Source organism: Halorussus salinisoli (assembly GCA_005239435.1).
Classification (GTDB): Archaea; Halobacteriota; Halobacteria; order Halobacteriales; family Haladaptataceae; genus Halorussus; species Halorussus salinisoli.
The window spans coordinates 220,351-239,128 of the sequence record SZNP01000006.1 but is presented as its reverse complement, the minus strand read 5'-3'; the positions used below and the strand labels follow the sequence as shown (position 1 = coordinate 239,128).

At 64.7% G+C, this 18,778-nt stretch carries 18 protein-coding genes and 1 tRNA gene; 12 read left to right on the top strand and 7 right to left on the bottom strand.

Annotated elements, in window-relative coordinates; genetic code table 11:
* Positions 1 to 44 precede the first annotated feature (44 nt).
* The 3 genes from E2484_RS18000 (at position 45) to E2484_RS17990 (ending at position 2,431) form a co-directional block, all read left to right on the top strand.
* Positions 45 to 344, top strand: coding sequence for a HalOD1 output domain-containing protein (locus E2484_RS18000; protein WP_137286565.1), 300 nt, complete (start codon positions 45 to 47; stop codon positions 342 to 344).
* A gap of 60 nt (positions 345 to 404) precedes the next feature.
* A complete protein-coding gene (locus tag E2484_RS17995) occupies positions 405 to 2,219 on the top strand; it encodes an SLC13 family permease (RefSeq protein ID WP_137286707.1) in 1,815 nt (604 codons plus the stop codon).
* Between the two features lie 139 nt (positions 2,220 to 2,358).
* Positions 2,359 to 2,431: transfer RNA gene (locus tag E2484_RS17990), tRNA-Pro, on the top strand.
* A 128-nt stretch (positions 2,432 to 2,559) separates the two neighbouring features.
* Here the strand turns inward: E2484_RS17990 and E2484_RS17985 are convergent.
* The 3 genes from E2484_RS17985 to E2484_RS17980 form a co-directional block, all read right to left on the bottom strand.
* Positions 2,560 to 2,841, bottom strand: a complete 282-nt coding sequence (locus E2484_RS17985) for a hypothetical protein (RefSeq protein WP_137286564.1) — start codon at positions 2,839 to 2,841, stop codon at positions 2,560 to 2,562.
* 334 nt (positions 2,842 to 3,175) lie between these two features.
* Positions 3,176 to 3,304: a hypothetical protein gene (locus tag E2484_RS25745; protein ID WP_321112714.1), complete on the bottom strand. Its 129-nt coding sequence runs from the start codon at positions 3,302 to 3,304 to the stop codon at positions 3,176 to 3,178.
* Positions 3,291 to 4,814: an aldehyde dehydrogenase family protein gene (locus E2484_RS17980; protein ID WP_137286563.1), complete on the bottom strand. Its 1,524-nt coding sequence runs from the start codon at positions 4,812 to 4,814 to the stop codon at positions 3,291 to 3,293. The genes E2484_RS25745 and E2484_RS17980 overlap by 14 nt, the downstream gene beginning before the upstream one ends.
* Before the next feature lie 172 nt (positions 4,815 to 4,986).
* On the opposite strand from E2484_RS17980, the gene E2484_RS17975 reads away from it, so the two are divergent.
* Entirely contained in the window at positions 4,987 to 5,709 is a 723-nt protein-coding gene (locus tag E2484_RS17975; protein WP_137286562.1) for a helix-turn-helix domain-containing protein, read from the top strand.
* Positions 5,710 to 5,766: 57 nt separating this feature from the next.
* Here E2484_RS17975 and E2484_RS17970 read toward each other — a convergent pair whose 3' ends face one another.
* Positions 5,767 to 6,594: a proline dehydrogenase family protein gene (locus tag E2484_RS17970; RefSeq protein WP_137286561.1), complete on the bottom strand. Its 828-nt coding sequence runs from the start codon at positions 6,592 to 6,594 to the stop codon at positions 5,767 to 5,769.
* 60 nt (positions 6,595 to 6,654) lie between these two features.
* On the opposite strand from E2484_RS17970, the gene E2484_RS17965 reads away from it, so the two are divergent.
* Together E2484_RS17965 and E2484_RS17960 are read left to right on the top strand one after the other, a co-directional pair.
* Positions 6,655 to 7,335, top strand: a complete 681-nt coding sequence (locus tag E2484_RS17965) for an ABC transporter ATP-binding protein (protein WP_394347932.1) — start codon at positions 6,655 to 6,657, stop codon at positions 7,333 to 7,335.
* 126 nt (positions 7,336 to 7,461) lie between these two features.
* Positions 7,462 to 9,558, top strand: coding sequence for a minichromosome maintenance protein MCM (locus tag E2484_RS17960; protein WP_137286560.1), 2,097 nt, complete (start codon positions 7,462 to 7,464; stop codon positions 9,556 to 9,558).
* A 59-nt stretch (positions 9,559 to 9,617) separates the two neighbouring features.
* On the opposite strand, the gene E2484_RS17955 is transcribed toward E2484_RS17960, so the two are convergent.
* Positions 9,618 to 10,925 carry a right-handed parallel beta-helix repeat-containing protein gene (locus tag E2484_RS17955; protein ID WP_137286559.1) on the bottom strand — a complete coding sequence of 436 codons (1,308 nt, stop codon included), beginning with the start codon at positions 10,923 to 10,925 and terminating at the stop codon, positions 9,618 to 9,620.
* Positions 10,926 to 11,234: 309 nt separating this feature from the next.
* On the opposite strand from E2484_RS17955, the gene E2484_RS17950 reads away from it, so the two are divergent.
* From E2484_RS17950 to E2484_RS17925, 6 genes are all read left to right on the top strand, one after another.
* The gene (locus E2484_RS17950) at positions 11,235 to 11,513 is read left to right on the top strand and encodes a DUF7854 family protein (RefSeq protein WP_137286558.1); all 279 of its coding nucleotides are present in this window, start codon (positions 11,235 to 11,237) and stop codon (positions 11,511 to 11,513) included.
* 115 nt (positions 11,514 to 11,628) lie between these two features.
* Complete coding sequence (locus E2484_RS17945; protein ID WP_321112712.1) at positions 11,629 to 12,264, top strand: DUF7504 family protein; 636 nt, start codon at positions 11,629 to 11,631, stop codon at positions 12,262 to 12,264.
* 37 nt (positions 12,265 to 12,301) lie between these two features.
* On the top strand, positions 12,302 to 12,640 hold the full coding sequence (locus tag E2484_RS17940) for a DUF7855 family protein (RefSeq protein WP_137286704.1): 339 nt from the start codon (positions 12,302 to 12,304) through the stop codon (positions 12,638 to 12,640).
* A complete protein-coding gene (locus E2484_RS17935; protein WP_137286557.1) occupies positions 12,637 to 13,467 on the top strand; it encodes a DUF7856 family protein in 831 nt (276 codons plus the stop codon). Before E2484_RS17940 ends, E2484_RS17935 begins: the two co-directional genes overlap by 4 nt.
* Positions 13,468 to 13,896: 429 nt before the next feature.
* On the top strand, positions 13,897 to 14,562 hold the full coding sequence (locus tag E2484_RS17930; protein WP_137286556.1) for a DUF7857 domain-containing protein: 666 nt from the start codon (positions 13,897 to 13,899) through the stop codon (positions 14,560 to 14,562).
* On the top strand, positions 14,559 to 15,239 hold the full coding sequence (locus E2484_RS17925) for a MinD/ParA family ATP-binding protein (RefSeq protein WP_137286555.1): 681 nt from the start codon (positions 14,559 to 14,561) through the stop codon (positions 15,237 to 15,239). Before E2484_RS17930 ends, E2484_RS17925 begins: the two co-directional genes overlap by 4 nt.
* 23 nt (positions 15,240 to 15,262) lie before the next feature.
* On the opposite strand, the gene E2484_RS17920 is transcribed toward E2484_RS17925, so the two are convergent.
* Positions 15,263 to 16,801 carry a pyridoxal phosphate-dependent decarboxylase family protein gene (locus tag E2484_RS17920; protein WP_137286554.1) on the bottom strand — a complete coding sequence of 513 codons (1,539 nt, stop codon included), beginning with the start codon at positions 16,799 to 16,801 and terminating at the stop codon, positions 15,263 to 15,265.
* 201 nt (positions 16,802 to 17,002) lie between these two features.
* Complete coding sequence (locus E2484_RS17915) at positions 17,003 to 18,724, bottom strand: aldehyde ferredoxin oxidoreductase family protein (RefSeq protein ID WP_137286553.1); 1,722 nt, start codon at positions 18,722 to 18,724, stop codon at positions 17,003 to 17,005.
* Between the last annotated feature and the right edge of the window lie 54 nt (positions 18,725 to 18,778).

Here is an 18,778-nt window from a genome sequence, read left to right as displayed (position 1 = left end):
CGTCTGCCGGGTTTTAATGTGCGATAGTGCCAAATTTCGTATCAATGGCGACAGCAGACGGTAATCGGCCGCACACGAAACGAGACCTCGCTTACGAGACTCGTCACGACATCGGCGGGGAAGCGTCGCTCAGCGAGACGGTTATCGACGCCGTTGCGACGGCCGAGAACGTGGACCCGACCAGTTGTGACCTCGGACTGTACGAGTCGGTGGACCTCGAAGCACTCGACGCGCTCTTCGACCGCCGGTCGTCGGACGACCACTGGCGGTTCGAGTTCTCCGTCGACGAGTATCTGGTCACCGTCACGGGAGACGGACGGGTCACCGTGTGCGAGAGCCGATAGCTCTCCTTCGCACCGTAGTCGTATGTTTTTTGAACGCTCCACGAATTGTAGTCTGACGTGGTGCTCTCGCTGACGCCGGGCGTCATCGTCGTCTTCTTCGTCATCCTCACGGCGCTGGTGCTGTTCGTCACCGAACCCGTCCCCATCGACATCACCGCCATCGGCATCATGGTGGCGCTGATGGTGCTGGAACCGTGGACGCAGGTCTCGCCCGCGGAGGGCGTCTCGGGGTTCGCCAGTTCTGCGACCGTCACCGTGCTGGCGATGTTCATCCTGAGCTACGGCGTCCAGCGAACCGGCGCGGTCCAGATTCTCGGCCGGAAGATAGCGGCGTTCACGAAGGACGACGAGAGCCGTCAACTCGGCGCGACCATCGGCGTCGTCGGGTCGATTTCGGGATTCATCAACAACACGGCGGCGGTCGCCATCCTCATGCCGATGGTCACGGACCTCGCTCACGAGGGGAAGACCTCACCCTCGAAACTACTGCTCCCGCTCTCGTACGCCTCGATGTTCGGCGGCACCCTCACGCTCATCGGTACCTCGACCAACATCCTGGCGAGCGCGGTCGCCGCCGACCTCGGAGTGGCGGGCGCGCCCTTCTCGATGTTCGAGTTCACTCAACTCGGCGTCGTGGTCGCGATCGTCGGCACCGTCTACCTCATGACGCTCGGCCGGTGGCTCACCCCCGGCCGGATTCCTGTCAGGGACGACCTCACCGAGGAGTTCGAGTTGGAGGAGTATCTGACCGAGGTGACGGTCACCGAAGGCTCGCCGCTGGTCGGCCAAACCGTCGCGAACGCGCTCACCGACACCGACCTGGACGTGGACCTCGTCCAACTCATCCGCGAGGGCCGGACGTTCGTGGAACCGCTCGGTCCGAAGGAGATTCAGACGGGCGACGTCTTCGCGCTTCGGACCGACCGCGAGACGCTCGTGGGTCTCATCGACACCGAAGGACTCCAACTCCTGCCGGAGGTCAGCGTGGACGCCGACGAACTCGAGCGCGGTAGCGCCGACCAGAGCCTCGTGGAGGTGGTCGTCGCACCGCGCTCCTCGCTGGTCGGCGAGACGCTCGCCTCCGCCAACTTCCGCGACCGGTACGACGCCACGGTGCTGGCCCTGCGGCGCGGTCCCGAGTACATCCGCAAGCGCATGGACAACGCCGAGTTGCAGGTCGGCGACACCCTGCTCGTACAGGCCACCCCCGACAGCATCTCGCGGCTGAACGTCAACCGCGACTTCATCGTGGCTCAGGAGATAGAGCGCCCCGACTACCGCGAGTCGAAGATTCCGCTGGCCGTGGGCATCGTCGGGGCCGTGGTCGCGGTGGCCGCGCTCGACGTGCTTCCCATCATGGTGTCGGCGCTCGCTGGTGCGCTGGTGATGGTCGTGACGGGCGTCCTCGAACCACCGGAGGTGTACGACGCCGTGGAGTGGGACGTCATCTTCCTGCTCGCTGGCGTCATCCCGCTGGGCATCGCCATGCAGAAGACCGGCGCGGCCGACCTGATCGCCGACCTGCTGGTGCTGTCGGCCGACTTCCTCCCCGCAATCGCGGTCCTCGGCCTGTTCTACGTCGTGACCGCGGTTCTGACCAACATCGTCAGCAACAACGCCAGCGTCGTGTTGATGATTCCGGTGGCCGTGCAAGCGGCCGCCCAACTCGACGCCAACGCCTTCGCGTTCGTGCTGGCGGTCACGTTCGCGGCCTCGACCGCGTTCATGACGCCCGTCGGCTACCAGACGAACCTCTTCGTCTACGGGCCGGGCGGGTACAAGTTCACCGACTACATTCGGGTCGGCGCACCGCTCCAACTGCTGTTCGCCATCGCTACGACTCTCGGAATCGCGGCGTTCTGGGGCGTGACGTAGCATTCGCATTCGTTCCACCCATCTACACGAGCTCGTAACATAACTGAATGTTTCTTAGAGAAATGTTCTGGTTTCTCTCCCGCCTCGGGTCGAAGCAAACGAAACCCTTTACAGGGACTGCCGCGCTACTAACTGGTGCGGGACCGTGGGGTAGCTTGGTATCCTTTCGGCCTTGGGTGCCGATAACCCCGGTTCGAATCCGGGCGGTCCCATCCCACTTTTTGCTGCACTCGGTCGCTTCGCTCCCTCGTTTGCAAAAACGTGGGGAAAAAGCCGCGGCGTTAACCTTGCGTCACGGCCGGAGGCGTCGAGGCGTCCGGAAAAGAACGGAGAACGCGGTCTACAGTTCTATACAGACGCCGGTCTTGGGCACGCAGACGTGGCGAGTCCAGCCAGCGCGCTTTCGCGTCCGGTAGAAGCGACGGAACGTCCGAATTGCGTACCAGCTAGCGCCAGCGAGGACGACCGCGCCCGTCGCTTTCACGGGGTACGAGACGGCCAGCACCAGTGCGACAGTTCCGAAGAGCATCAGTGCTGACCCCACGAGGGTGTAGCCGAGACTGTGCATCGAGGCCGGGTCCAGCCGTCGGGCCGGATCTTGGTTCGGCGTGTGTCTCATCACGTGTAGACGTAGGGCTGGCATCCTCATAAGTGTAATCTGGATTAGATTTCTGCAACGACGATTACTGAACCTCGTTCCTGTAAAGTCAGATACAGATGTGGCGACACAGCCAGAATTGATACGATGACACGCAGGGCTAGTCGAGTAGTCTGCGTCCGGTGAGAAGTCCTTCGTATCTATCCGTTGTCGCCAGAACCACTTAAAGCGGAAACGGAACGCGCCACACGGGGAAGACCCGTCTCCCGTCGGTAGCCGATTTAGGGAAGGGTTCGCCGAGTTCGAGGAGGAACTCTCGTGCACCGACGCCAATCTCTCAGGCTACCGTTGCCCGAACTCAGTCGGCGCCCTGCACTCGGACCCACCCGCACTGCTCGCAGGTCTCGATTCCGGTCCGGAGTTGTACGCTCCCGTCACACTCGGGGCACGGCGGACGGGCGCTCTCGGTGGGCTCAGTCGTCGTCACCGGTCGTGACCTCCGCGGAGAGTCCTTGCGCCATCTCGATATCTTTCGAGTTGTTCAGCGTCCACGCGGTCCGGTCGGTGACGGCCTCGATGACCTCGCGGGCGCTGGGGTAGCCGTTGCCCGACTTCTTCACGCCGCCGAACGGCAGTTGGACCTCCGCGCCGATACACGGTAGATTGCCGTAGGCGAGGCCGATTTCGGCGTTGTCGCGGTAGTAGTTGATCTGACGGTAGTCCTCCGAGATGACCGCCCCGGCGAGTCCGTAGTTCGTGTCGTTCTGTATCTCGACGGCGCGTTCGATGCCGCCCTCGTATTCGAGGAGCGCGACGTGCGGGCCGAACACCTCTTCGTGGGTGCAACGCAGGTCCGCGTCGGCGTCGGCCTCGTAGACGAACGGGCCGATCCAGTGGCCGTCCTCGTGGCCGTCGGGAATCTCCGCGGCGTCGAGGTCCGTCCGGTCGACGAGGACGTTTACGCCCTCGTCTCTCGCGAGTTCGTTGTAGCTCCGTACTTTCTCGTGGTGGCCCGCCTCGACCAGCGGGCCCATGAACGTCTCCTCGTTGAGGGGGTCGCCGACCGCGACTTCGGCCGCCGCTTCCGCGAAGCGAGCCTTGAACTCGTCGTACACGTCGGCGTGTACCACGAGGCGTTCGGCCGAGACGCAGCGCTGGCCCGTCGTCTTGAACGAAGACATCACTGCGGCGTGGACGGCGACGTCGAGGTCCGCCTCGTCGGTGACGACGACGGCGTTCTTCCCGCCCATCTCGCAGGCGACGCGCTTGCCGGGGTCCGCGGCGACCGACTCCGCGATACCGTGACCGACCTCGGCCGACCCCGTGAACAGCACGGTGTCCACGTCGTCCGATTCCACGATGGCGTTGCCGGCGTCGCCGAAGCCCTGCACCATGTTGAAGACGCCGTCCGGGAGCCCCGCGTCCGCGAACATCTCCGCGACGACGTGGGCGCACTTCGGCGTCTGCTCGGCAGGTTTGAACACGACGGTGTTGCCCTCGACCAGCGCGACGGCCATATGCCAGTACGGGATGGCGACCGGGAAGTTCCACGGCGTGATGCAACCCGTGACGCCGCGGGGCTTGCGCCGCATGTAGGCGTCCTTCGCGGCGATTTCCGAGGGAACGATGTCGCCTTTCGGATGTCGGGCGTCGCCCGCGGCCCACTCGACCATGTGTGCGGCCTCGACCACGTCGGCCTTCCCTTCGGAGATCTCCTTCCCGCACTCCCTGGTCACTATCTCGCCGAGTTCGTCGGTGCGCTCTTTCAGCGCGTGATACACGTCCCAGAGGTACTCCGCGCGGTCGATGCGCGAGAGTTCGCGCCACTCCTCGAACGCCTCGCTCGCGGCGTCGACCGCGCGGTCGACGTCGGCGGGCGTCCCGCGGTGGAACTCGCCGAGCGTCTCGCCGCTCGCCGGGTTCTCGCTCGTGAACGTCTCGTCGCCTTCGCCGGAAATCCATTCCCCGTCGACGTAGTGTCGGTGTGTCTCTGCCACTGCTGTTCCTGTCGTGGGAGAGCGCCAAACTCCCCCTCCGACCATGGACGGGTGGCGGACTCCGACCGGTCGACGTCGCGAGCGACGGTCGACAACCCGACCCACACCGACCATGGTCGGGCCGGGGTTGTGAAAACGGCATACACAAGAACCCACGAGGGCTATACTACGAATGAATCTCGCGGATCAGATCCCGGGGACGCGACTGACGCTCGACCTATGGCACCCGAACTGTTGGGCTATCGAGGCGACCGAACGGACCGGCGGTGGGGTGTTAGCGCATGCCATTTACGACTCGCCGCTGGCCCGCGCCGGGTCGTCCTCGTCGGTTCGCGGCCTGTTCACGGCGTTCGCCGAGGACGACGCCGAGATAGAGAGTCTTCTCGATGCCATCCGCGCGTCCGACCGCGCTGGCGAACTGTTGGAACTACAGGAGCGATTCGGACGCGCTCGCAACGCTCCGGGCAACGTCGTCCGGGAGTTCTTCCTGGAGTACAACCCGGACGACATGGTCTGCCCGACGCTGCTGGAGAACGGGTTCGTCCACAGCGCACCGGTTCGGATAGAGAACGGTAGGGAGGAGTGGCACGTGGGTTTCGCGGGCGAGCGGTCGGAAATCGAAGACGCGCTACGGAACGTCCGCGAACGGGCGAATGCCGAAGTGAGCGTCGACTCTATCACCGCCTCCGACTCGAACGGCCGCTCCCCGCGCGACCAGCGACTCGACACGCTCACGACCACGCAGCGAAAAGTGTTCGAACACGCCCGGGAGGAGGGCTACTACGAGTGGCCTCGCCAGACGTCGACCCGCGAACTGGCGACCGACCTCGACGTCTCGAAGACGACGCTGCTGGAACACCTGCGAAAGGCCGAATCGAAGATGCTCGATCCGTAGTCGTCCGGTTCGGGAGCGACTTCGGGAAACTGACTCGGGACACGGCTACTGCCCAGTTCAGCGACCGACGATGGCCCGCAACGCGAACAGCGCGTTCGATTTCTGCTCCCGAATCCGCCGGTAGAAGTAGGAGAACCACTTGCTCCCGTACGGGATGTACTGGTAGACGTCCGCGTCACGAGCGAGGTCGAACTGTGCCTCTTCGCGGACGCCCATCAGCATCTGTACCTCGTAGGAGGTCCCGTGCTCGTCGTGGAGTCGCTCTGCCAACTCGACCATCTCGGGGTCGTGACTGCCGACGGCGACGCCGTCGTCGAACTCGCGGAACATGAACGACAGACACTCCCGGTACGACTCGTCGACGCGCGCCTTCTTCTCGTAGGCGATCTCCGCGGGTTCGTCGTACGCGCCCTTGACGAGTCGGACCTTGCCGGGGAGGTCGGCGAGTCGTTCGAGGTCGCCGCGCGTGCGCTTGAGGTTCGCCTGCACGCAGACGCCGACCCGACCGTCCGTCTCGCGGGCGTGACGCTCGAAGGCGTCCAGCGTAACGTCGGTCGTCTCGTGGTCTTCCATGTCGATCCAGACGAAGCAGTCGGCGGCCCCGACGATTCGGGCCAAGTTCTCCCGAAAGGCCGCTTCGCTCACTCCCAGGCCGATCTGACTCGGTTTGACGGAGAGGCAGGCGTCCGACTCCCCGTCTGCTATCGACTGCGCGAGTTCGACGTACGCGTCGGCGTCTGCGTCCGCCGCCGCGCGGTCCTCGTAGTGTTCGCCGAGCAGGTTCAAAATGGCGGCTACGCCTCGGTCGTTCAGCCCGTTCACGTGTGCCAGCGCCGCCTCCGGCGTCTCGCCAGCCACGAAGTTATTAGCGATCGGGGGTATCACGAGTCACGCTCTCGACGCAATCCACCTATACGGGCACCCGACCATACTTTTCTTCTCTGGATAGCTGAACGAAACGGGCGAAAACCGGGAATCCTCGACTGCTCGCTACACCTCGACGCCGGCGAAATCGTCTGTCTCATCGGACCCAACGGTGCCGGCAAGTCGACGGTTCTCAAGACCGCTTTCGGCATGCTGACGCCGTGGGAAGGAACCGTCGAGTACCACGGCAGCGAAATCGGAGGTATGGCTCCCGAGGACATCGTTCGGGAGGGAATCGACTACGTACCGCAGACCGACAACGTGTTCGGTTCGCTCACTAACGACGAGAACCTTCGAATGGGCGGTGTCGCCCGTGAGGACGGTCTCTCGGAGGTAATCGACCAACTGTACGAGCGGTTCTCCCTCTTGGACGAGAAGCGTTCGGCGAAAGCCCGTACCCTGTCCGGCGGGCAACGACAGGTGCTGGCGTTCGCCCGTGCGCTCGTGATGGAACCGGACGTGTCGCTCGTCGACGAACCGTCGGCCGGACTCGCGCCCAACACTGCCGACGACGTGTTCGGGCACGTCCAGGCCGTCAACGAGCTGGTCACCGCGATTCTCCTGGTCGAGCAGAACGCCACGAAGGGACTCGGTATCTCCGACCACGGCTACGTACTCGACCAGGGTACCGTCCGATTCGAGGACGTCGCGGCCGACCTCGTGGACAACGAGGCGGTCTCGAAGCTCTATCTCGGCGGGTAGCAGTCCGTCCGCGCGGGACGTTTCCCCCCGTCCGACACGTTCCGTCCGACCCGCCCGCTCCCGGGCGGTTTCACTTTCAGTGCGTTTACGAAACTTCTTACAGGATGAGGAACTAAGAGTGGTTGAATGGCTCGCGCGGAGAATACAGAGCTGATTGATAACTTCGAGCAGTTCTACCGGCGGTACTACAGCGACGAAATCGGGGAACTCGCCCAGAACTACCCGAACGAACAGCGGTCGCTGAACATCGATTGGACCGACCTCTATCGGTACGACGCAGACCTCGCGGACGACTTCGTCTCCCAACCCGAACAGCTACGCGAGTACGCCGAGGAAGCACTCCGCCTCTACGACCTCCCGGTGGACGTGAGTCTCGGGCAGGCACACGTCCGAATCGAGAATCTGGACCAGCAGACCGACATCCGCGAGATTCGCGCTCGCCACGTCAACACGCTGGTCAGCGTGCAGGGCATCGTCCGGAAGGCGACCAACGTCCGACCCAAGATTCAGGAGGCCGCCTTCGAGTGCCAGCGATGCGGCACGCTGACGTACATTCCGCAGAGCGGTGGCGACTTTCAGGAACCTCACGAGTGTCAGGGCTGTGAGCGACAGGGACCGTTCCAGATCAACTTCGACCAGTCGGAGTTCGTGGACTCCCAGAAACTCCGCATACAGGAGAGTCCCGAGGGACTCCGCGGCGGCGAGACGCCCCAGAGCATCGACGTTCACATCGAGGACGACATCACGGGCGAGGTGACGCCCGGCGACCACGTCCGCGTCACGGGCATCCTCCACCTCGAACAGCAGGGGAGCGGTCAGGACAAGTCCGCCGTCTTCGACGTGTACATGGACGGTATCTCGGTGACCATCGAGGACGAGGAGTTCGAGGAGATGGACATCACCGACGAGGACAAGAAGGAGATCGTCGAACTCTCCCAGGAAAACGACATCTACGAGCAGATGGTCGACTCGATGGCACCCGCCATCTACGGCTACGACGAGGAGAAACTGGCGATGATTCTCCAGTTGTTCTCGGGCGTCACCAAGCATCTGCCCGACGAATCCCGGATTCGCGGCGACCTCCACATGCTGTTGATAGGGGATCCCGGTACGGGTAAGTCGCAGATGATTTCGTACGTCCAGAACATCGCCCCGCGGTCGGTCTACACCTCCGGCAAGGGTTCGTCCTCGGCGGGTCTCACGGCCGCCGCGGTCCGCGACGACTTCGGCGACGGCCAACAGTGGACTCTCGAAGCCGGTGCGCTCGTCCTCGCGGACAAAGGCATCGCGGCGGTGGACGAACTCGACAAGATGGCCCCGGACGACAGGAGCGCGATGCACGAGGCGCTCGAACAGCAGAAGATTTCCGTCTCGAAGGCGGGCATCAACGCCACGCTCAAGTCCCGGTGTTCGCTACTCGGAGCGGCCAACCCCAAGTACGGCCGGTTCGACCAGTACGAACCCATCGGCGAGCAGATCGACCTCGAACCCGCGCTCATCTCGCGGTTCGACCTCATCTTCACCGTCACCGACCAACCCGACGAGGAAGAGGACAAGCGACTGGCCGAACACATCCTCCAGACGAACTACGCGGGCCAACTGAACACCCAGCGCACGGAGATGAGCGCTCCCAACATCTCCCAGGAGGAGGTCGACGACGAGACCCAGGAGGTCGCGCCCGCCATCGACCCCGACCTCCTTCGGAAGTACATCGCCTACTCGAAACGCAACTGCTTCCCGACGATGACCGACGAGGCGATGGAGCGCATCCGGGATTTCTACGTCGACCTGCGGACGAAAGGTGCCGACGAGGACGCCCCGGTTCCGGTCACCGCGCGGAAACTGGAGGCGCTCGTCCGCCTCGCGGAGGCCAGCGCGCGCGTCCGACTCTCGGACACCGTCGAAATGGAGGACGCCGAGCGGTCGGTCAAAATCACCCGGTCGTGCCTCCAGGACATCGGCGTGGACCCCGAGACCGGGCAGTTCGACGCCGACGTGGTCGAGACCGGCCAGTCGAAGTCCCAGCGCGACCGCATCAAGAACCTCAAGCAGCTCATCAGCGAAATCGAGGAGGACTACGAGGAGGGTGCGCCCGTCGACGAGGTGATGTCCCGCGCCGACGAGATCGGTATGGAGCAGTCGAAGGCCGAACACGAGATAGACAAACTGAAGCAGAAGGGCGAGGTGTACGAACCCTCGACCGACCACCTGAGGACGACATAGATGGACCGCATAACGGAATAATTCTGTACAAGAGCTGTATAGTCGACTGTGAGCGGTAATTAGAGTGATTCACCTCCAGCGGTTTCGTTCGCTGATTGATTTTCGGACTTTACGCTTTCCCACGCAATCTCGAGGTCGATGAACGAATCCGCACTCGTGTTGGTCACGGTCACGCCCTCGATAATCGGCGTTGCAGTCGTCGCGTTGTCCGCGTCCGGAGGGAGTGTCGTAGTTGGGCCGAGTGCGACGTCACGTGCCTCAAAGGAGACGACGCCGGCGTCGGTCCGGAGCTCCTCCACAGTGTTTGTCGCACCCATTTCCGAGTGGTACGCCCACGCTGCCTGGTGTCGGGCGTCAACGTCAGCGAACGTGTTCCCCGACCCCACTTCGATGTGAATGCCAGCGGGGGGCCGTCCCGGGGATCGACTACCCGGCGGGAGTGTGCCCGTCGTCCCGACGACGCTGACGTTCGAGAACGTGCTGTTCGTGGCAAGGAACACCACGATTCCGGAGTAGCCGTTCCGATTGAAGTTGCCGTCGGCGACCGTCACGTTCTCGACAACGTTCCCAACTGGCTCGTCTACCACACCGAGGCCCCGGAAGCCGTTCCCGGTCGCGGTAACGGTCCGAACCGTGCTCTGGGAGGAGTTCCGTAGGTCGATTCCGCTGAACCCGTTGTCGTTTGCCGCGACGCGTCGGATGCTACTGTCGAAGGAGTCCACCACGTGGACCCCCAGGAACCCGTTGGCGGAGGCCGTGACGTCCCGAATCGTACTGCCGGACGAACCACTGGCCAGCACCCCGACGAGGACGTTCCCGGAAGTCGTGGCGTTCACCACCGTCGAACCGGGCGCGGAAACGAGGTCCACCCCAGCTCCGGTGGCGGTGGCCGTCACGTCCCGGACGACCACCCCTGACGTCTCGCGGGCCCCGATTCCACGGAACCAGTCAGTAACGGTTACGTTCGAGATAGTCACGTTCAAGAGCAGTGCTGAGCCGTCGGGGTGGACGCCGACGCCAATGCCCGTTTCCGGTGGCGGCCCCCGCAACGCGTCCAGCATCTCCTGACGACTGATGTTGCCATCGACTGTGTGGCCGCCGCCGTCGAAGTGGACGTCGATCGCCCGGATTTCGATGCAGATATCCGCGGTACTGTTTTCGATGGATTCTGTGAGTCGATAGGTGCCCGGTTTGTCGATGGTGGTACAGGAGTCGATGACTGTCGCCTGTTGGTGACCGGCTCGGTCAGCGCCCGTGGTTGTCCCCCAGACCGGGGCACTCGCGACGAGCAGGACGAGTACAACAAGTACTGTGGAGAGTGCCCGAAATCTGTTGTTTCGTTCGTTTCTCGCGTCGATTCGGAACACAGACGTGGGTTCGATAGTCTCCGTCTTTGTTATTCGGTCACATGACAGAGGTAATCCACAGTGTCACCGGGTTCACAACGGAAACAGCGGATTTTCTGATGGTATCGCGCGTGAAGCGTACGATCTGCATCACCGACTGTCGTCTGGAGGTCCGTCGGGCAAGAAGGGTTCCGAGGCCGGTACGGAAAGTATTAGTGGACTTGGTGAGAGCCTGATAGCAAGCGCTATCGCATCACATACGGCGTCAGGACTGGGCGACGTGACCGTGACGCGAGGTCGATACAGAGTACCAACCATCACGACTTGATCATGGACCGCATCTCCGCACTCCGCAACATCGAGGACGCGCTGGCCGACTTCGAGTCGGGTGAGACCGACCTCGGCGCGACCGAACGGCGCGTCCTGAACGTCCTCCGGACGTACGCCACCGAGTTCGAGGACGAGGAGTTGACGGCCTACCGGGCGTCGGGTGCGGAGCGTGCAGAGGGACTGGTCGTCGTCGCAGAGTCGCGGGCCCAGGCCCGAAAGCGAGTGACCGACGTGCTCGATTCGGACGAACTAGAGTTCGAGATAGACCAACTCGGTTGACACGTCACGAATTGGGTAATTCAGAGGGGAAAATAAATAAACTAGGTTCCCTTAGAAGAACTCGTTCGGACGTATCACCAATCCAGGGTCGAAACGGGACAAAACGACACTACCGATGCAATCCAAGGGACACGACGAACGAACGTCACTCGAAAGCGACGTCGAGCGAGCGGCCTGCGTCCTGTTGCTCGCGCCGTCGCTGCACTCGGCGACCGACGACGCGTGTCTCGACCTCCTCACGTTCGACGACCCTGCCGAGGGGAACGTCCTCTGGGTCACGTACGCTCGCTCGCCAGACGCGTGTATCAACGACTGGTTGGCACGCGCGGGCAAGCAACCCCGAAACCTGCGGGTAGTTAGCGTCGGCGAGACGACTCGTTCGGCGAAAACGGCCGCGGGTAACGTCACTGGCCCGACGCAGGGCGACGACGTAGTAGTGACCCTCTCGAATCCCGGCGACCTGACCGGTCTCGGAATCAAACTCAGCGAGATTCTCAAGGAGTGGGGCACCGACGGCAACCCGACCGTCGCCTGCTTCGACTCGCTGACCGCGCTACTCCAGTACGGCGACCTCCAGACCGTCTACAAGTTCCTCCACGTCCTGACGGGCCGGTTCGACGCGGCCGACGTGACCGCCCACTTCCACCTCGACCCCGACGCCTGCGACCAGCAGACCGTCAGCACGCTCACGTCGCTGTTCGACACGGTGGTCGAACTCGACGACGGCGAGTGGACGGTACGGAGCAGATAGCGTAATTTTAAACCGGCTACCGGTGCAATCTACTGCCGTGTTGCTGGTCGTCACGTACTCGCAGGCCGCGCGCCAGACGCTCCGAAACGTCTGTAACGGACACGAAGAGACCGTCGTCCAGCGATTCGGCCGGGCGGCACTGCTGGAGGCGACCGAACTCGGAGCGTTCCTCGCGCTTCGCCTCCGGGCGAAGCACGCCGGAGACGTGCAGGTCGAGCGAACCGCGCCGTTCAACGAGTTCGAGGACGTGCCCGAGTCGGTTCGGGACGCCGCCGCGGCCTACGAGGACCGCGAGCATCCGAGTACGCCCTACGCGAAGTTCGCGGTCGGCACCGACCATCCGGACCTCGACTCGATGCACGACGCCGACTTATGAAGGTGCGACTCGCCGGGGAGACCCGAATCGGCCGAGCCATCGACCTTCGAGACGTCGATGTCGACGCGACGACGGTCGTAGACGCGATTCGCGGCGAGAACGGTGACGACCCCACCGTCGCTATCGACTGCCCGGACCCCGGTCCCGTCCACGAACACGTCGGCGTGATTCGCGCCGAGATGGACCTCTCGCTCCGACCCGCCCTCGCGGCGGCCGCGCGCTCGCGGGGCCGGACTGCTCCGCAGGCCGACGAACTCGCCGCGGTCCGGGACCGCCTCGACGCGCTGGACGTGTCGGAAATCGACCTCGAACGCGCCCGTCGTCGGGTCGCGGACGCGAGTGACGCCGCGGAGGAACTGCGCGAGCGAGTCGCTACCCTCCGAGGTCGCGTGCAGGCGCTCCGCGAGGCGTCCGCGGGGACGGCCGTCGACATGGACGCGGCCGAGACCGAACTCGAAGACGCGACCCGCCGCCTCTCGGAGGTCGAAACCGAGCGCATCGCGGCCGAACAGGCGCTCGCGCGCGCCCGTGAGAGAGCGCGAGCGAACCGCGAGCGCCGCCGGGAACGCCTCCGTCTGGCGGACCGCGAGAGCAACCTCCGGCGGGCGGCCCGCGAACGTCTCGCCGACGGGATGCGGGACGCGTTCGCCGACGCTCGTGACGCGGTTCCGGACGGCGCGAGCGTCGGCGGACCGGTCGAGACCGCGCTCGCGGTCGCTCGCGCCGCGGAGATGGACGCTCCGGTCGTGCTGGTTCGTGGCGTCGATTCCTTCGGTAGCGTCGAGGAAGCGTCCCGATGGTTAGACACGCCTGTAGTTGGTCTTTGACCGTATTTTCATTTCTTTATATGACACAAAAGATTCCGAAAGATGTTATTTTGTTTCTCGTCGGAGCGTTCTACCGCTCGAAAGGAATCGCCTGACGGGGGTCGAACCGGCGAATTCGCTCGCTACTCCGTGAGTCACGGAGTCTCCGCAACCGCACAGCACGGCACCGCGACGGCCTAGAACCTCCCGCTCCTCGCTTCGCTCCCGCCGACCGCGCCAGCGCGCGCCGGGTGGAACGGTCCACCGAGCGATAGCCGGCCGACCAGACAACCGTGGGCGGGGGCTCGGACCACCGTGGGCGGGGCTCTCTAAAAATCTATTCTAACTTCGACTCCGACGCTGGTTCCAGCCACGTACAGCAAACGACCGGGACTCTCGAAACCGACCCTGCGCCCAACTTTATCACCGAAGACAGGACGAATCCGGGCCATGGTCGAACTCGACTGGCGCGTCGAATCGCGCGCCGGAATCTCGCTCGTCGAACTCGTCGTCCGAAACCCGACAGCCACCGCCCGGCGAATCCGGGTCGGAAACCGCCTCGACGCCGCGGTTTGGCCTCCACGCCGCGAGGGCGTCTCCGCGGCCGGGTGGGACGACGGCGGGTACGAGGGCGTCGTCGCGTCCGGCGGGCGGCGCGCGCTCGGATACGCGAGTCCCGTCCCCGTCGAATCCAGCGCGGAACCCCCGGCCGAACTCGTCTGGAGCGAGCGCGCCGGGGAGTCCGAGGCTGAGGGTGACTCCGACACCTTCGACGCCGACGCGACTCCGGAAAGCGTCGTCCGGGCGCTCGGCGACCCGCGACCGCCCGCCGACGCGGTACCTGCGCCGCAGTCCAGTTCCGAACGCGTCTCGATTCCCGAACCGAACGTCCCCGAACCGGTCGAATCGTGGCTGTCGGCCGTCGAGGAGCGGGCGGACCACGGTGGGGAGTCGCGGTCGGAACCGTCCCCCGAAGACCGTCCCGCAATCCGGGCAGTCGCAAGTCGAATCGAACGACTGCGACGCAGTTCGTCCGAACGGGCGCGACGCGACTCGTGCGAACGACCGCGAAGCGAGTCGAACGGCGAGTCCCGCGACCCGCGGTGGTCGCCGTGATTCTGGCCGTCGCGGGCGGGAAGGGCGGCGTCGGCAAGTCCACCGTCGCGCTCAACCTCGGCGCGGAACTCGACGCCGTGGTCGTGGACGCCGACCTCGCCATGGCCGACCTCGCCGCCCGGCGCGGCCCGGACCTCCACGACGTGCTGGCCGAGCGCGCCGACCCGGTCGAAGTCGTCCGCGAGGACGGTCCCGTGCGCCTGCTTCCGTGCGGGCGAACGCTTGCCGGAGCGCGCGCTGGCGACGTGACCGCCTTGGTCGCGGCCGTCGAAGCGGTCGAGGACGCCTACGGTAGGGTCGTCCTCGACTGCCCCGCGGGGATGGCCGCCGACGCCGGGATGCCACTCCTCGCGGCCGACGCCACGGTCCTCGTCACGTCACCGCACGAGTTCGCGCTGGCCGACGCCCTCCGGACGCGCGAACTCGCCCGCGAACTCGACGCGGGACTGGCCGCGGTCGCGCTGAATCGGACTGGCGAGCGACCCCCGACCGACCAGGTCCGGCGGGCGCTCGGCGCGCCGGTCGTGGCGATTCCCGACGACGACCGGATTCGCCGGGCACAGCGAAGCGGCGTGCCAGTGAGTCGGGTCGCTCCCGAGAGCCGACTGGCTCGGCGATTCGCCGAGTTGGCGGACCGAACTCGGCGAATCGGTGGGCGAACTCGGAACCCTCGATGAAAGTCGCGACTGCCAGTCCCCAGTCAGACCGGGAGACTCGCGCTCTCGCGCCACTCCTCGTCCAGTCGCGCTCCGGTCTCCGCCAGCGCGTCGAACACCGTCTCGATGTCCTCTTCGGTCGTCCTGTGACTGCAGATAGACGTTCGGAGGGCGCGCCTCTGGCGGATGGTCGTCGTCGTGAGGAACGCGAGTCCGCTCTGTACGACTTCGTCCGTGATGGCCTGGTTCAGTTCGTCGAGGTACTCGTGGACCCGCTCCAGCGGGACCGCTGGCGGGGCGGCCAGCGTCTCCCCGATGTCCGTCGGGACGTAGCGGAAGGAGTAGATGAAGAGGTTCGGCTCCTGCACCGCGACGAAGTCGTCGTGCGAGCGGACGAGACCGTCGAGGTGGACGGCGCAATCGACGCTCTTCCGCAGTAGCTCGCGGTACCCCTCCAGTCCGTAGTGCTTCAGGCTCGCCCAGAGTTTCAGTGCGCGGAACCCGCGGGATATCTGCGGACCGAACTCGTAGTAGTCGAACTCTTCGGGGGTCTCCGCGACCGAACCCCGGAGATACGAGGCGTGCATCGAGAAGGTCTTCGCCAGCACGTCGCGGTCGCGGACGAGAACCGCCCCGCACTCGTAGGGGACGAACAGCCACTTGTGCGGGTCGAGGGTCACGGAGTCGGCCTGCTCCATCCCCGCGTACCGCGACTCGAACTCGGGGACCATCGCGCCCACGGCCCCGCAGGCCCCATCGACGTGGAACCAGAGGTCGCGCTCCGCGCACACGTCGGCAATCCGGTCGAGCGGGTCGATCGCGCTCACGTTGATGGACCCCGCTTGACCGACGACGCAGAAGGGTTGGTCCCCCTCGTCCTCGTCGGCCTCCAGCATTCGCTCCAAGGCGTCCACGTCCATGGTGAAGTCCTCGTTGCTCGGCACTCGCTGCACGGCGTCTCGGCCGAGGTTCAGCATGTCCGCGACCCGGACGACGCTGGAGTGGCCCTCGTGGTCGGCCACGTAGAGGGTGTATCGCGGTCGGTCGTCGCCCTGTAATCCCGCTCCTGTCGTCTCGTAGCCGGTCCGGTCGCGCAGACCGGACATGAGGGCGGTGAAGTTAGCCATCGTCCCACCGCTGGTCAGCAGACCACCGGTGTCGGTCGGGTAGCCGATAGCTTCGGCCAGCCACCGGACGCATCGGCGTTCGACCTCGGTTCCGGAAGGTGCGGGATGCCAGCCACCCGTGTTCATGTTGACCGTCGCCGCGATGGCGTCGGCCAGCGGAGCCAGCGGGGTTCCCGACCCCATCACGAACCCGAAGTACCGTGGCGAGGGGTTGTGAGTCGCGTACGGGACGACGCGCTCTTCGACGGCGTCCAGAATCGCTTCCGGGTCCTCGCCCTCCTCGGGGAGCGGTTCCTCGAAGGCCGCGACGACGTCTTCGGGACTCGCCTGCACGTAGACGGGACGGCCCTCGATGGTCTCGTAGTAGTCGGCAATCAGGTCCACCGTCCGGTATCCCAGTTCGCGGAACTCGTCGGAATCGAGTTCGGCGATTGGGGATTCGCCATCGGATGCCATGGCTGGCCTACTCTACGATATTAGTTAACTATTAACAATTAACGTTCCCGCTACGTCGCACCGATCGGAACTCTCTCGACGATCTGAACCGCCGATTCGTCCTGGAGGTCCGTACGAGGACGGTGAGCTTCGAACCGTGGACCGGACGAAGTTCGGCAGAGAGTGAGCGAGTGCGAACTGCCGGTAGAAGCCGAGTGGAGACTACGCCGACATCGTCTCGTCGGAAACCTGCTCGTCCGGAACCACGCCGTCTTCTTCCCACCCACGAACCTCGTAGTACTCGTCGAGCGCCTCGCCGAGACCGTCGATGTCGTAGGGCAGTCGGTCGTCGTCGCGGTCGAACCCGCGCTGGTTGTTGAAGTGTCGTTCGAGAGTCACGGTCCGATTCCCGACGTCGAGGAGGTCGTCGTAGTCGGCGTCGAACAACGCCTCGTACCGACCGGGGGTCATGAAGTCCCGGGAGAACTTGCAGACGATGCCGCTGTCGTTGAGCGCCATGAGGTTCTCGCGCTCGACCAGTCGCTCGGGCTTGCCCTCGAATCCCTCGGGTTCCATGGCCTCGTCCTTGGAGACGAGGGGATACTCGACCGAGTAGAAGGTCGCGTACATGTGGTCGGCCCCGCGGTTGGCGACCGCGTACGAGAGGCCCTGTCCGTGGAGGACGCGGCCTTCGTGGCCGGCGAAGTCCATGCTCTTGACCGTCCAGTTCTCGACGCCCAACTCCTCGTGAGCGCGGTCGATGCCCTCCGCGAGCAGGTCTCCGACGCCCTCGCGGTGGGCGATCTTCTCCACGAGGTCGTGAACCAGGTCTTCGTTGCCGAACTCGTCTTCGCTGGCGAGATACGCCGACACCGTGTTTCCGGCCGAGATGGCGTCGAGGCCGTATCGGTCGCAGAGTTCGTTGGACTTCATCACGTCCACGATGTCGTCGACGCCCGCGTTCGACCCGAACGCCATCGCGGTCTCGAACTCGGGACCCTCGGTTTCGACGCCCGCCGCCTCGTCCTTGGTCGGGAGTTTACAGGCGAACGCGCAGGCCGAACACGTCCCCTTCTTGTACTTCTTCTCCTCGACGGCGTCACCGTTGATGCCCTCGGCACCCTCGAACGACTGCTCGGAGAAGTAGTAGGAGGGCAGGCCGTCCATCTCGTTAGCGAGGTCCATGACCGCGACGGTGCCCTGTCGCTTCATGATGTGGTCCTCGGTGGCGGCCTCGCGGTGAATCTCCATCTGGGTCGCGGGAATATCGACGTCCGGGCTCGAGTCCCCGTCGAAGGTGACGGCCTTGACGTTCTTCGCGCCGAGGACGGCCCCGAGACCGCCGCGGCCGAAGGCGCGTTCCTCGGTCGTCATGATGGAGGCGAACCGGACCCCGTTTTCGCCCGCCGGACCGATGCAGGCGACGTGTTCGGCGTCCAGTCCACGGCTCTCCTCGATGTACTCGCAGGTTTCGGGCACCGTGGCGCCTTCGAGGTTCGGGACTTCCTCGAACTCCACGCGCGGGCGAGACGGAGTCTCGCTGCCTGACGACCGTGGTTCGTCAGCCCCGTCGGTGACGTGGACGACGAGCAGGTCGTCGCTCTCGCCAGCGATTTCGACCGCGGCGGCCCCGGTGTCGGCGACGTGTCGGGACATGAACCCGCCGGCGTTCGAGGAGATCAGTCCGTCGGTCAGTGGTGAGACGCCGGTACAGTTCGTCCGACCGGTGAAGCTCATGTTCGACATCTGCATCGGCCCCGTCGTGAAGAACAGGCTGTTGTCCGGGCCGAGCGGATCGACGTCGAACGGAACGCGGTCGTGGGCCAGTTTCGTCCCGACGCCGCGGCCGCCGACGAACGATTCGAGCACGTCGTCGATAGATTCGGTGCGGGTTTCCCTCGCGCTCACGTCGATAGTGAGAAGCGGCCCCTCTGTGCGTAGCATTGCCACGACAATCCTTCGTGCAGGAGTAAAGTGGTTACGATTATTGTATATGCT

Bases quoted from the DNA above. Each gene is read 5' to 3' on its own strand.
- E2484_RS18000 (WP_137286565.1), top strand. From the start codon at position 45: ATGGCGACAGCAGACGGTAATCGGCCGCACACGAAACGAGACCTCGCT.
- E2484_RS17975 (WP_137286562.1), top strand. From the start codon at position 4,987: ATGAATCTCGCGGATCAGATCCCGGGGACGCGACTGACGCTCGACCTA.
- E2484_RS17960 (WP_137286560.1), top strand. From the start codon at position 7,462: ATGGCTCGCGCGGAGAATACAGAGCTGATTGATAACTTCGAGCAGTTC.
- E2484_RS17950 (WP_137286558.1), top strand. From the start codon at position 11,235: ATGGACCGCATCTCCGCACTCCGCAACATCGAGGACGCGCTGGCCGAC.
- E2484_RS17945 (WP_321112712.1), top strand. From the start codon at position 11,629: ATGCAATCCAAGGGACACGACGAACGAACGTCACTCGAAAGCGACGTC.
- E2484_RS17935 (WP_137286557.1), top strand. From the start codon at position 12,637: ATGAAGGTGCGACTCGCCGGGGAGACCCGAATCGGCCGAGCCATCGAC.
- E2484_RS17930 (WP_137286556.1), top strand. From the start codon at position 13,897: ATGGTCGAACTCGACTGGCGCGTCGAATCGCGCGCCGGAATCTCGCTC.
- E2484_RS17920 (WP_137286554.1), bottom strand. From the start codon at position 16,801: ATGGCATCCGATGGCGAATCCCCAATCGCCGAACTCGATTCCGACGAG.
- E2484_RS17915 (WP_137286553.1), bottom strand. From the start codon at position 18,724: ATGCTACGCACAGAGGGGCCGCTTCTCACTATCGACGTGAGCGCGAGG.